The sequence below is a fragment of the Haladaptatus paucihalophilus DX253 genome, from assembly GCF_000376445.1.
Lineage (GTDB): Archaea > Halobacteriota > Halobacteria > Halobacteriales > Haladaptataceae > Haladaptatus > Haladaptatus paucihalophilus.
Genome location: NZ_AQXI01000001.1, coordinates 2,167,413 through 2,180,815, shown reverse-complemented (window position 1 = coordinate 2,180,815; position 13,403 = coordinate 2,167,413). Strand labels below are relative to the sequence as shown.

12 protein-coding genes are annotated in these 13,403 nt (G+C 62.7%); 4 read left to right on the top strand and 8 right to left on the bottom strand.

What is annotated here, in order from left to right:
- Positions 1–140: 140 nt before the first annotated feature.
- Complete coding sequence (locus tag B208_RS0112185; RefSeq protein ID WP_007980100.1) at positions 141–1,046, bottom strand: hypothetical protein; 906 nt, start codon at positions 1,044–1,046, stop codon at positions 141–143.
- 53 nt (positions 1,047–1,099) lie between these two features.
- Between B208_RS0112185 and B208_RS0112180 the strand changes: the two genes are divergently transcribed.
- The 4 genes from B208_RS0112180 (at position 1,100) to B208_RS0112165 (ending at position 4,581) form a co-directional block, all read left to right on the top strand.
- The gene (locus B208_RS0112180) at positions 1,100–1,789 is read left to right on the top strand and encodes a lipoyl protein ligase domain-containing protein (RefSeq protein WP_007980102.1); all 690 of its coding nucleotides are present in this window, start codon (positions 1,100–1,102) and stop codon (positions 1,787–1,789) included.
- Between the two features lie 27 nt (positions 1,790–1,816).
- The gene (locus tag B208_RS0112175; protein WP_007980104.1) at positions 1,817–3,088 is read left to right on the top strand and encodes a dihydroorotase; all 1,272 of its coding nucleotides are present in this window, start codon (positions 1,817–1,819) and stop codon (positions 3,086–3,088) included.
- A 40-nt stretch (positions 3,089–3,128) separates the two neighbouring features.
- A complete protein-coding gene (locus B208_RS0112170) occupies positions 3,129–3,839 on the top strand; it encodes a sugar phosphate nucleotidyltransferase (protein WP_007980105.1) in 711 nt (236 codons plus the stop codon).
- A 112-nt stretch (positions 3,840–3,951) separates the two neighbouring features.
- Positions 3,952–4,581: a dienelactone hydrolase family protein gene (locus B208_RS0112165; RefSeq protein ID WP_007980107.1), complete on the top strand. Its 630-nt coding sequence runs from the start codon at positions 3,952–3,954 to the stop codon at positions 4,579–4,581.
- Positions 4,582–4,615: 34 nt separating this feature from the next.
- Here the strand turns inward: B208_RS0112165 and B208_RS0112160 are convergent, their stop codons facing one another.
- The 7 genes from B208_RS0112160 to B208_RS0112130 form a co-directional block, all read right to left on the bottom strand.
- Complete coding sequence (locus B208_RS0112160) at positions 4,616–4,834, bottom strand: hypothetical protein (RefSeq protein ID WP_232423786.1); 219 nt, start codon at positions 4,832–4,834, stop codon at positions 4,616–4,618.
- 40 nt (positions 4,835–4,874) lie between these two features.
- Entirely contained in the window at positions 4,875–5,231 is a 357-nt protein-coding gene (locus tag B208_RS0112155) for a DUF7268 family protein (protein WP_007980111.1), read from the bottom strand.
- On the bottom strand, positions 5,231–6,157 hold the full coding sequence (locus tag B208_RS0112150) for an ABC transporter permease (RefSeq protein ID WP_007980114.1): 927 nt from the start codon (positions 6,155–6,157) through the stop codon (positions 5,231–5,233). Before B208_RS0112150 ends, B208_RS0112155 begins: the two co-directional genes overlap by 1 nt.
- Positions 6,154–7,167, bottom strand: a complete 1,014-nt coding sequence (locus tag B208_RS0112145) for an ABC transporter permease (protein ID WP_007980116.1) — start codon at positions 7,165–7,167, stop codon at positions 6,154–6,156. Before B208_RS0112145 ends, B208_RS0112150 begins: the two co-directional genes overlap by 4 nt.
- Before the next feature lie 52 nt (positions 7,168–7,219).
- Entirely contained in the window at positions 7,220–8,911 is a 1,692-nt protein-coding gene (locus B208_RS0112140; protein ID WP_007980118.1) for an ABC transporter substrate-binding protein, read from the bottom strand.
- A 141-nt stretch (positions 8,912–9,052) separates the two neighbouring features.
- Positions 9,053–10,723 carry an ABC transporter substrate-binding protein gene (locus tag B208_RS0112135; RefSeq protein ID WP_007980120.1) on the bottom strand — a complete coding sequence of 557 codons (1,671 nt, stop codon included), beginning with the start codon at positions 10,721–10,723 and terminating at the stop codon, positions 9,053–9,055.
- A 144-nt stretch (positions 10,724–10,867) separates the two neighbouring features.
- On the bottom strand, positions 10,868–13,393 hold the full coding sequence (locus B208_RS0112130; RefSeq protein WP_007980121.1) for an ABC transporter ATP-binding protein: 2,526 nt from the start codon (positions 13,391–13,393) through the stop codon (positions 10,868–10,870).
- Between the last annotated feature and the right edge of the window lie 10 nt (positions 13,394–13,403).

The following is a 13,403-nucleotide window of genomic DNA, read 5'->3' as shown; positions in this document are numbered from 1 at the left end:
ACGGCAATCGACAGAGAAGGCCACGAAGTTCCCCAAGCGGCGAAGATTTTTAAACGAGGACGCGGCCAGAACCGCCACGATGATCGATACCGGAGACTGAAATCGGAGTACCGAACCAGTGCGGAGAAAGCCAAGCGACCTCAGCGGACGCTCACGGAAATCGAGTCACCGACCGAGAAATCGTGTCCCGGGTAGACGAGTTTCGCGCCGAACTGCTCCAGCGAGACGAACAGCGAGAGTCCGGTAATCGGCTCCCCGTTCGCGCGGATGTCCACGTCGTCCCACGTCACGGTGCGGCCGTTCACCTGTCCGACGCCCGCACCGAGAAGCGAAACGGAGGTCGGTTCGCCGCCTCGTGAGTCCGACGCTCGAAGCGCCCCACCGTCTCGCGGCGATGCCGTTCGACGTTCCAATGTGCGGAGAACCCCGCCGCCCTCGTAATGCGGAAGGCCACCGTCCAGCACCACCGCCTCGCCATCCGCACCGACAACGGCCTCGATACCCGCGAACCGTTCGCCGGGCGCGGGGTGGGTCGGCGAGTCGAGGACGACGAACGTCTCACCCGTCTCGACGACGCGCCCAGAACCGTCCCACGCGATGGGTTCGATTTCGACCGGAACGTCGAGCGGGAGCGACCCCGACGCGCGAACCGGGTTCGTTCCGTGCTCCCGAAAGCCGAGATGGATGTGGTTTGCGACCCACGGCGCGAAAAAGCCAGAGCGGACCAGTTCACCCAGCGAGTCGCCGACTTCGACCGTCTCGCCGGGTTCGACGGTCGGGGCGACGTGTAGCATCCGGGCGAGATAGTCGCCGGTATCGACTACGATGAGGTGGTCGTGCGCGACGGCGTAGGGTTTCGCCGGGGCCGTCACCGTCCGGGTTTTGACCACTTTGCCAGCGACGGGACTCGGCGCGAGCGGCGTCCGTGATTCCTCGTTGTCGGGATACAGGTCAATGGCACAACCGTCGTCGTGTGCGACGTACGGCGAGTTGTAGACCGAAAAGCGGGGATAGCTCGACAACACGTCCGTGGTAAGCCCGACCATGGAGTGAGTTACGACCGGGAGCGTTTACATACATCGGGTCACAATGGAATACTATGCGCGTGCTTCGTGGTCGGGCGGAGACTCGGGACGATGACCGACAGGTCACTGCCGCGATGCTCACGGAGACGGCGGAAACGGGCGAGGCGGCGGTTCGCGTTTGGACGCCACATCGACAGATAGCGTTCGGGCGGCGGGACGCCCGCGCCGAGAAGTACGACGTGGCGAAATCGGTCGCCCGTTCGTGTGACTTCGAACCGCTCGAACGAAGCGTCGGGGGGCGTGCGGTCGCCTACACCGGAACCACGGTAGCGTTCGCCACGACGGTCCCGCTGGAGGACATGCGAACTGGGATGGAGGAACGCTACGCGGAGACGACGGAAACGCTCCAGCGTGCGTTCTGGCGACTCGGGGTCCCGGCACAGCGCGGGGAACCGTCACGGTCGTTCTGTCCGGGCGATTATTCGCTCCAGTGGAAGGGGAAAATCGCGGGTATCGCACAGCGGGTCCGAACCGGCGCGGCGCTCGTTTCGGGGGTCGTCGTCGTGGACGACCACGAGGAAATCGCCGCGGTCTTGGACCCCATCTACGCCGCGCTCGACGTGCCGTTCAACCCGGATTCCGTCGGGAGTGTCGCAAAGGCCGGGGGGAACGGCGATCCGAAGGTGGTCGCCGAAACCATCGAGGCGATGTTGGTCGGCGACGCGGACGCGACGGTCGAACACGTTGGCGACCGGGACACTTAGGACGGTTGCCGGAACAGTGGCGAGTATATGCTCACCATCCGGAACGCGACGCTTCCCGACGGCAGCAAACGCGACGTTCGCATCGAAACCGACGCGGGGAGAATTTCGGCTATCGGATCCTCGCTAACGGAGTCCGGCGAGGTCGTCGACGCGACGGGAAAACTGCTGTTGCCCGGTGCTATCGACGCACACGTTCACTTCCGCCAGCCCGGGTTTTCGCACAAAGAGACGTGGGAGACGGGAAGCAAGAGCGCCGCCGCGGGCGGCGTGACGACGGTCGTTGACCAACCGAACACTAACCCGCCGACGGTGGATGGACCGTCGTTCGACGAGAAGGCGGAACTCGCGGCGAGGTCGTACGTCGATTACGGTATCAACGGCGGCGTCACGCCCGACTGGAACCCCGACGAGCTGCTCGACGAGCCGATTCTCGCGCTCGGCGAGGTGTTTCTGGCCGACTCGACGGGGAAGATGGGCATCGAAGCGGACCTGTTCCGGTCGGCGGTCGAACGGGCCACGGACAAGTATCTCGTCGTGACGGTGCACGCGGAGAACGCGGACCTGTTCGATTCGGATGCGAAGTCCCGCGACGACGCGGACGCGTGGAGCGCCTACCGCACGGCCGAGGCGGAGTCGGATGCCGTCGAACGGGCCTGTGAAATCGGCACCGAACTCGGCGCGCGACTGCACATCGCACACACCAGCACGCCGGAGGGAATCGACGCGGCGACCGAGGCGGGTGCGACCTGCGAAGTGACGCCCCATCATATGTTCCTCTCGCGCGACGACCTCGACGAACTCGGGACGTTCGGGCGCATGAACCCGCCGCTTCGGAGCGAGGAACGGCGCGAAGAAGTCTTCGCGCGCGTAGCGGACGGGACGGTCGATATGATTGCGACCGACCACGCACCGCACACCCGCGAGGAGAAGGACGCCGGAATCTGGGACGCCCCGAGCGGAGTGCCGGGCGTCGAGACGATGCTTCCCCTGTTGTTGGAGGAGGCCCGCAAGGACAATCTCAGCTACGAGCGCGTCGCCGACCTCACCGCCCGAACCCCATCGAAGGTGTTCGGCTTGCCGCGGAAGGGTCGCATCGAGGAGGGACGGATGGCCGACCTCGTTCTCGTGGACCCCGACGCGACGCGCGAGATTCGGGCGGAAGACCTCCACACGAAGTGCGACTGGACGCCGTTCGAAGGCTGGACGGGTGTATTCCCGGAGGTGACGATGGTCCGCGGCAACGTCGTCTTCGAGGACGGCGAGTTCGGCGAGCAAATCGGGGAAAACGTTCGAGCGTAGGTCCCCGTAAAATTATCAGGCGTGCTGCGGTAGCGACCGTATGCAAGCAGTCGTCCTCGCCGCCGGAAAGGGAACTCGTCTCCGTCCGCTGACCGACGACAAGCCGAAAGCGTTGGTCGAAGTCGCGGGAAAGCCGATTCTCACGCGCTGTTTCGAAACCGTGGCCGAACTGAACGCGGAGGAAGTGATCGTCGTCATCGGCTACGAAGGAACACAGATTCGGGACCGGTACGGGGACTCGTTTTCCGGCATTCCGATAACGTATGCCCGGCAGGGCGAGCAGTTGGGGATGGCACACGCGCTGTTGCAGGCCGAACCGTACGTCGAGGGGGAGTTCATGTGTCTCGACGGGGATTGTGTGATTCGGTGTGACCTCGAACCACTGGTCGAACGCCAGCAGGAGGCGGGCGTGGATGGGGTTCAGTTGGTCGAACGGGTCTCGACCGAGGAGGCTCGCGTGAAAGCCATTTGCGATGTGACCGACGAAGGGGAACTACGCGGTATCGAAAAGGAACCAAACGACCCGCCAGAACCGAGCCTCGTCGCCGCGGGATTCGCCGTGTACGGTCCGGCGATGTTCGACGCGTGTGCGGCGACGGAACTGTCGGTTCGCGGCGAGTACGAACTCTCGGAGTCGATTCGACGATTCGTCACCGACAACACTATGTTGACGATGCGAACCGAGGGCTGGACGGCGAACGTCAATACACCGGCGGAGCGGGACGCGGCGGAACGACGGCTTCGGGAGTGAGTGGGAACTCGGTGGAAAGTCGAAGGGTGGAGTGGAGTGGAGTGGAGTGGAGTGGAGTGGAGTGGGACGGGCCGTCACGATTAGGCACCGACGCGTCGATAGAGGATACGATATGACGGGAGAAGATACGGTCGAGATTCCGGTCGATTCGGTTCGACTGGAGGGGAATCTCCACGTCCCGAGCGACGCGGACGGAATCGTGCTGTTCGCACACGGAAGCGGGAGCAGTCGGAAGAGTCCGCGAAACAACTTCGTCGCGGAGCGGCTCCACGAGTTCGGTCTCGGGACGCTCCTGTTCGACCTGCTCACGGAAGCGGAGGACGAGACGTACGCGAACCGCTTCGACATCGAACTGTTGACCGACCGCCTCGTCGCGGTGACGGAGTGGGTGGAACAGCGACCGGAGACGGAAGAACGCGACGTCGGCTACTTCGGGTCGAGTACCGGTGCCGCCGCCGCGCTTCGTGGGGCGGCGCGTCGTCCAGAGGTAGGTGCGACCGTTTCACGCGGCGGCCGGGTTGACCTCGCGACGGAGGTGCTCGCGGACGTGACGGCACCGACGTTGTTCATCGTCGGCGGCCGGGACACGCAAGTGCTCGAACTGAACCGCGAGGCGTACGACCGATTACGCTGTGAGAAAGAACTCGAAGTCGTCGAGGGAGCGGGTCACCTGTTCGAAGAACCGGGGACGTTGGAATCGGTTGCGACGCTCGCGGGCGAATGGTTCTCCTCGCACCTGTGACGGGCCGAACCGACCCCGGTGAAACGGCGTCGTGTCAGAGAAGGAAGAATGGAATGAGGACGAGCAATAGCCCGAGCAGGACGCAAAGCAACCCGTAGGTTTGATACCGAGCGACGCCGAGCTCGCCGAGTTCTCCGGTCGATGCGACGGCGACCGATTGTCTGATAAGAAATATTTCTCGCGGTTTCGCCGTCACGAGAACACCGATACCGGCGAAGATGATGCCCACAAGTAACGATTCGAAAACCACCATATGAGCCATAAGAGTGATAGGTCGGCATAACATTTACGGCTCAGTATGCCGCACGTAAGACGAGCGTCATAACGGTCACGCCGACCATGCCGCCAGCGCCGAGACTGCCGATGACCGTCATCGCTTTTCGAGAGTCCGCCTCGGTCCACCCCGTGTTCGAATCGAGGTACTTCTGTGCGTTTTCGACCGCGCTCCCCGCGAACACCGACCCCGACCAGCCGAGGATGGCGAAGCCGAACGCGAGCGCCGCGACGGCGAAAACCTTCCGACTGGCGAACGAAACCGTCTCGCCCGCGGCGACGACGAGCAAAACGCCCGCGCCGCCCAGCGCGAGTCCGACACCGCCGAACCGGGAGACGAGACGAACGCGGGGACGGAGATACCCGACGAAATCCATCAGTCCACGGCTTCGCGCATCCGCGGGTCGAGCGCGTCGCGCATCCCGTCACCGAGCAAGTTGAATCCCAGCACCGTCACGGCGAGGAACAGACCGGGGAAGAACGACCACCACCATGCGCTCGGAACGCTGAACAGGCCGTGTTTGACGCCGTTCGAGAGCATCAGTCCCCACGAAGGGGTTCCCGGGTCGGCACCGAAGCCGAGGAACGACAGCGCCGCGAGGTCGAGGATGGCGAGGCCGAAGTTGAGCGTGCTCTGAACCGTAATCGGCGCGAGACAGTTCGGCAGGACGTGGCGGGCCAGCACGCGCGGGTTCTTCGCACCCAGCGCCACCGTCGCGTCGATGTACTCGTCTTCGAGGACTTTCAGCGCCGCGCCGCGGACGACGCGGGCGAACCGCGGCGTGTAGACGAGCGTCAGCGCGGCGACCGCGCGCCACAACCCCCACTCGTCGGGGAAGACGGCGACCAGCGCGAGCGAGAGCAGGAGCGCCGGGAACGCCAGCAGTACGTCCATCGTCCGCATGATGACGTTATCCGTCAGGTCGCCGTAGTAGGCCGCGATGATGCCGAGGCCGACCCCGAGCGTCGTCGAGGCGGCGACCGTCACCGTTCCGAACAGCATGGCGTACCACGCGCCGTAGAGAACGCGCGGGAAGATGTTCTGTGCCTGCAGATTGGTCCCGAAGGGGTACGCCTCGCTCGGCGCGGCGAGACTCGGCTGGAGGCCGATTCGAGACTGTTTGATGGCCGCGAGGTCGATGGTCAGTCTCGCGTACACCGCCACCACAATCATGAAGAGGATGATGGTGAGACCGGTGACGGCGAGGCGATTCGACAGGAGTTCGGAGAGGAACGGCGAGGCCCGCAGGCGACTGAAGAACCCGCGGGAGACCGTTTCGCTGTTTTCTGTTTGCGTGCTCATTGTTGGATCCTCGGGTCGAGGTAGGAGTAGGTGATGTCCACGAACAGGTTGACGAGCGTGAACAGGAGCGCGAACGTCAACACGGTGCCCTGTACCACCGGGAAGTCACCGACTTCGATGGCGTCCACGAGCATCGTCCCGATGCCCGGAATGCCGAAGACGGTTTCCGTCAGCACCGCGCCGCCGAGGAGGGTACCGAACTGGATGCCGATGACGGTCACGACGGGAATCAGCGCGTTGCGGAAGCCGTGTTTCAGCATCGTGATTTTCGTTCCCTGTCCCTTCGCGCGGGCGGTGCGGATGTAGTCCTGCCGCACGACTTCGAGCATGGACGACCGCATCATCCGCGAGATGAGCGCCATCGAGTAGATGCCGATGACGAGCGCGGGCAGGAACAGGTGCATCACCGCCGACTGGAACGCCGCGAAGTTGCCGTTCAACAGCGTATCGACCGTGATGAGTCCCGTCACGAGGTTGATGCTGTACTCCGAGGCGATGCGACCGCTCGGCGGGAACAGGTGGAGGTACTGGGCGAACAGGAGAATGAGCAGCGGTCCGCTCCAGTAAATCGGGATGCTGATTCCGGTCAGTGCGCCGATTCGGGTGAGGTGGTCGGTCGCGGAGTCCTGCTTGATGGCGGAAATCACGCCGAGCGGGATGCCGAACAGGATACCGAAAATCTGGCCGTACAGCGCCATCTCGACGGTGACGGGGAGCCTGTGCGTGAGAATCTGCGTGACCGGCACGCCTTTTCGAATCTGGTAGGACTGTCCGAGGTCGAGGTGGAGCGCGTTCCACAGGAAATCCCCGTACTGGACCCAGATCGGTTGGTCCAATCCCATCTCGTGGCGAACCTGCTGGACGAACGCTTCCGAGGCCCGCTGGCCCGCGACCACCCGTGCGGGGTCGCCCGGTGAGAGTTGGAGAATGGCGAAAACGAACGTCGCCACCCCGAACAGCACGGGAATAAGTAGCAACAGTCGTTTGATAACGAACCGCTTGGATATCATCTACCCCAATCTCAAACGTCGGGGGTCAAAAAAGGCTCGTTACCGTGGTTTATCAGTTGAGCTTCACCAGGCGCAGGTACGGACCGCTGATGGGAGCGAGTTTGAACCCGCTGACGCTGTTGTGGACGCCGCGGAGGTCCTTCGCGTGGTCCATGAACACCCACGGGGCCTCGTCGTGTGCGATTTTCCCGGCCTTCTTGTACTTCTTCTTGCGCGCCTCGTTGTCGTAGGTCACTTGCGCGTCCTCGACGAGTTTCATGAAGTCGGTGTTCGCCCAGCCCGCGACGTTGAGCGTGTTGAAGCCGTCCGTGTCGAAGCTGATCCAATCCTGTCCGTCCGGCACGTCGTCGATGGAGACGCCGGGGTGGAGCAGCGCGTAGTGGAAGTTGTCCGGGTCGGCGTTGTCCGTCATCCAGCCGAGGAAACACGCGTCGTGCTTCCCGGTTTCCGTGTAGTTGAGGAACGGGTCGAACGCCTGCTGGTTGATGGTCACGTCGATGCCGACCTCTTTCAGGTTGGACTTGACCGTCTGGGCCGCCTGAATCGGGCTCGGGTTGTACGTCCGCGGGTTCTTGAACGTCGCCAGTTCGAACGAGAAGCCGTCGCCGTAGCCCGCTTCGTTCAGCAGCTTCTGTGCCTTCTCCTTGTCGTATGCGTACGGGCTGAGGCTGTCGTTGTAGCCCATCACGCTGCTCGGAATCGGCTGGTTGGCCTCCTTGGCGATACCCTTGAAGATGGTATCGACGATGGCTTTCGTGTTGATGGCGTGGCTGATGGCCTGTCGGACCTTCTTTTTCTGGAAGGCTTCGACCTTCGCCATGTTGAACGCCATGTAACCGATGTTGATACCGGCGTCCGAGACGAGTTCCGCGTTGCCGGATTTCTTGACCTGCTGTGAGGACTGCGCACCGAGTCCGTCGATGATCTGTGCGTCGCCCGAGTCGAGCGTCTGGGCGCGTGAGGTGTTGTTACCGACGACGGTGAACACGACCTCGTCCACGTAGGGGCCGTCGCCCCAGTAGTCCTCGTTCTTTTCGAGGCGGACGCGGTTGTTGCTCTGGTCCCAGTTCTTCAGCTTGAACGGGCCGGTGCCGTCCGGGTCGGACTTGAGCCCTTTGCCCTTCTCCTCGATTGCCTTCTTCGAGTGGACCGCGGAGACGAACATCGCGAGGTTCGGGAGGATGGGCGCGTACTTCTTCTCCAAGTTGATCGTGAGTTTGTGGTCGCCGTCCGCTTTGACGTCCTTGACGACGCCGAGCGTGTACGGACCGTAGGAGGAGGCGTACTTCTTGCCGGGGTAGTACTCGTAATCCTCGTCCACGAAGCGGCGGTAGGTCGCCACGAAGTCGTCCGCGGTGAAGTCCTCGCCGCTGTGGAATTTCACGTCTTTGCGGAGGTCGAGCGTGACCGTCTTGCCGTCCACGTTCCAGTTCGTTGCGAGGCCCTCGGTGAGCGAGGTCTTGCCCGGTTTGAACGCGATGAGAGTGTCGTAGAGCTGATTCGTCACCTTTGCGACTTCGCCGCTGGTCGAGTTCTGGAAGTCGAGGGACCCCGAACTGCTGCCACGGGCGTAGGTGAGCGTACCGCCCGAACCGCCGTTGCCGTCACCGGTTCCGTCGCCGGAGCTGGTGGTTTCGTCGCCCGTCTCGCCGCCGATACAACCCGCGAGTGTCGCTGCCGCGGCCGCGCCGCCAGCAGCTTTGAGGAAACTACGTCTGTCAGTCAATCTGTCGCGTGACGCCATACGCCAGTGTGGTCATATGTTCTATATAAACATACCGGAGCTATAGTATCCAATGAACGAATGAAAGAAACGATGATATTGTGGCGTTCTTCGTATCTATTACGTGAAATCGTATTGAATGTCTGGTGATTCGGGCGGTTTTTACTGTCCTTGCAGCGAAACGAGGTTCAAGAACGGGCCGGAGATGAGTTCGACGACGTAGCCGTCGACGTTGTTTCCGACCCCACGGAGTTCCTTCGCGTGGTCCATGAACACCCACGGAGCCTCGTCGTGCGCGAGCTTTCCCGCCTGTCGGTACAGCTTCGCGCGCTGGTTGTCGTCGTACGTTCGCTGGGCGCGCCGGACGAGTTTCATGAAGTCGGTGTTCGCCCACGCCGCAACGTCGAGCGTGTTGAAGTTCTTCGTGTCGAAGCTCACCCAGTCCTGCCCGTTCGGGACCTTGTTAACCGGGATACCGGGGTCCAACAGCGCGTAATAGAAGTTGTCCGGGTCGGCGTTGTCCGTCATCCAGCCGAGGAAACACGCGTCGTGTTTGCCGCTCTCGGTGTAGTTGAGGAATGGGTTGAACGACTGTTGGTTGATGGTCACGTCGATGCCGACGTCGTTCAGGTTGGACTTGACGACTTGCGCGGCCTGAATCGGACTCGGGTTGTACGCGCGCGGATTTTTGAACGTCGCCAACTCGAACGAGAAGCCGTCCCCGTATCCGGCGTCGTTCAGCATCGAGCGCGCCTTGTCAGGGTTGTAGGGGTACGGATTCAGGTTCTTGTTGTAGCCGAGGACGTTCGACGGAATCGGTTGGCTGGCCTGTTCCGCGATGCCCTTGAAGATGGTATCGACGATGGCCTTCGTGTTGATGGCGTAGCTGATGGCTTGTCGAACCCGCTTGTCGCGGAACGCCTCCACATTCGCCATGTTGAACGCCATGTAGCCGACGTTGATTCCCTCCTTCTCCCTGAGGCTGGCGTTGTTCGACTGTCGGACGATTTGTGCGGACTGTGCGCCGAGTCCGTCGATGATGTCGGCGTCGCCCGAGTCGAGCGTCTGGGCGCGCGTCGTGTTCGACGCGATGGCCGTGAACACGACCTGATCGACGTTCGGACCGTCGCCCCAGTAGTCGTCGTACGCCGACAACCGAATCCGTTGGTTGCTCTTGTCCCAGTTGTCGAACTGGAACGGTCCCGTCCCGACCGGGTTGCTGCTCAACTTCTTGCCGAGGTTCTGGATGGCCTTCTCTGAGAGGATGCTCGACGCGAACATCGCCAGATTTCGCAGGAACGGCGCGTACTTCTGCTTGAGTTCGATGGTCAGGTTGTAGTCGCCGTTCTTTTTCATGTTCTTCACCCAGTTGCCGAGCGTGAACGGCCCGTAGGACGAGACGTAACTGTCGCCCGGATAGTACTGATAGCTCGAATCGGTGAAGCGGCGATACGTCGCTATCACGTCGTCCGCCGTGAACGTCTCGCCGTTCTGGAACTTCACCCCCTCCCGGAGTTTCAGCGTCGTCGTCGTCCCCTTCAAATTCCAGTTCGTCGCGAGTCCCTTCGTCAGACTCGTCTCGCCGGGTTTGAACTGGATGAGCGTATCGTACACCTGATTCGTGACCTTCACGTCCTCGCCGCTGGTCGTGTTTTGCGGGTCGAGGGTCCCCGAATCGCTGCCACGCGCGTAGGTCAACAATCCACCTTGCTGATTGCCCTGTGCCGTCGCCGAACCCACCCCCGAAACCGAGTCGGCGAACGTCGCGGCGGCGGTCGCGCCACCGGCCGCTTTCAGAAAGCTCCGTCTCGAAACCGTGTCGTTTGGTGACATCCCCCAAAAACGTCAACGATAATAGTGATAGTTCTGCCGGACGGGACCACGGTTACCGACGATTGGAACAAGGAGCGAACGTGTCAAACCGAGAATGTCGAACGGCGACGGGGAACGGAACTACTGCGGCGATGGGAAACGAAACTACTCGGGTTGGTCGTAGAGATGGCAGGCCGAGGGGTGGGTGGTGTCCTGGAGTACCGGACTCTTTCGTTCGCAGACGCTCGTGAAGTGTTTCGCGAGGAGCGACTCTGCCGCCTCCCAGTCCTCGTCGGCGAGGTAGTCGAACGACTGGGAAACGATGTCGCGCGGTTCGCCGGTCGGTTCCGTCTCGAACAGTCGGTCCCAGAGTACGGCGTGGAACGAATTATCCCCCGGTCGTCTGGTCGCCTGCCCGCTGTCAGTCGAAGCGCCGGAGCCCACGTCCGACGAGGGTCGGGCGTCCGTCGACTTCTCACCGCCATCCGTGGCGGCCCGTGCCGACCGCCCTCCGTCCGCCGCCTGTTCGTGGACCGATTCGAGGTTGATGGCGCGGTTTTCGACGCGTTCGCGGTAGTTCATCACCTCACGATACGCCTGCTGGTCGATGTCCATTCCCTCCGGCGGGATTATCTGCGGACACCGCGTTCGGAAGTGACACCCGCTCGGCGGGTCGATGGGCGACGGCACGTCGCCCTTGAGGATGACCCGGTCGTCCGTGTCCGCCCGCGGGTCCGGTTCGGGAATCGCGGAGAGCAGAGCTTGCGTGTAGGGGTGTTTCGGGTCCGCGAACAGTTCGTCGGTGTCCGCGACCTCCACGATTTCGCCGAGATACATCACCGCGATGCGGTCGGAGATGTGCCGAACCACCGAGAGGTCGTGGGCGATGAACAGGAACGTCAAGCCGAACTCCTCCTGCAGGTCTTCGAGGAGGTTGATAATCTGGGCCTGCACGGACACGTCCAGCGCCGAGACCGGTTCGTCGGCGACGATGAAGTCGGGGTCCACCGCGAGCGCGCGGGCGATGCCGACGCGCTGGCGCTGGCCGCCCGAGATTTCGTGCGGATACCGGTCGCGCTGGCTGGGGTCGAGACCGACGTTCTCCATCAGTTCGTTCACGCGTTCGTGTCGTTTTCCTTCGGAGAGGCCGTGAATCGAAAGGGGTTCGGCGATGATCTGCCCGATGGACATCCGCGGGTCGAGGCTGGACAGCGGGTCCTGGAATATCATCTGCATGTCCTTTCTCGCCTCGCGCATCTCGTCGCTGTCCAACCCGCCGAGGTCGGTTCCGGCGAAGACGACCCGCCCGTCGGTCAGCGTTTCGAGGCGGAGGAGCGACCGACCGGCGGTGGATTTACCACACCCGGATTCGCCGACCAGTCCTACCGTCTCGCCTTCGTAGATGTCGAACGAGATGCCATCGACGGCTTTCACGCTGTTGTCGCCGTCGGACAGCCACTTGTCGAGGAAGTCGTCCGCGCGCGAGTAGTGTTTCTTCAGGCTGTCCACCGTGACGAGCGTGTCTCCCACCTCGTGTTCGCCGGTCGTAACGCTCTCCTGTTCCTCGACGTACTCGGTCCCGTCGAACGATTCGAGGACGCATTTCGCGCGGTGGTCCACGTCGTCCGGGCCGTGTTGCAGGTTCGGAATCTCGCCCTGCGTACACTCCGGTTGCGCCCACGGACACCGGTCGGCGAAGTGGCAGCCGTCGGGCATGTCGATGAGGTCCGGGACGTTCCCCTCGATGGGAGTCAGACGCTCCTTGTCCTCTCGGGGGATGGATTCGAGGAGGGCGTACGTGTACGGGTGGCTCGGGTTGTGGAAAATCTCGTCCACCGGCCCGACCTCCACCAAATCGCCCGCGTACATCACCGCGACGCGGTCGCACGTCTCGGCGACGACGCCGAGGTCGTGGGTGATCATGAAGACGGACATGCCCAACTCGTCCTGCAGGTCGTTGATGAGGTCGAGAATCTGGGCCTGAATCGTCACGTCGAGCGCCGTCGTCGGCTCGTCCGCGATGAGCAGTTTCGGCTTGCAGGCGAGCGCGATGGCGATGAGCACGCGCTGGCGCATCCCGCCCGAGAACTCGTGCGGGTACTCCTCGACGCGGGATTCGGGTTCCGGAATCCCGACTTCTTCGAGGATGTCGATTGTGTCTTCGAGGAGTTCGCCGTCGATGTCGTCCCCGCTGATTTTCGGGGCGATTTCCCGCACCGCGTTCCACCAGCTATCCTTCCGCTTGCCGCCGTACTGGTGGAGCTGCAGGCTCTCTGCGACTTGCTCGCCCACGGTCAGCGCCGGGTTGAGCGAGGTCATGGGGTCCTGGAAAATCATCCCCATCTCGCTGCCGCGGATGTCCCGCATGACGGATTCGGGCGCCGACATGATGTCGACGTACCCCTCGTCGGGGAAGACGTACTCCCCGACGCCGCTCGGATACTTGTCTGCGAACGTCTCGGCGACCTCCTCGTGTTGGAAACGAATGTCGCCGGAGGCGACCTCGCCCGGTTCGTCGATGAGTTGCATCGCCGAGAGCGCGGTCACAGATTTCCCGGACCCGGATTCGCCGACGAGTCCGATGGTCTCTCCCTCTCGGATGTTCAGGTCGAAGTCGTCCACCGCCTTGACAGTCCCTCGTTCCGTGTGGAACTGCGTTTTCAGATTCGAGATGGACAGTAGATCGGTCACGATTACGCGG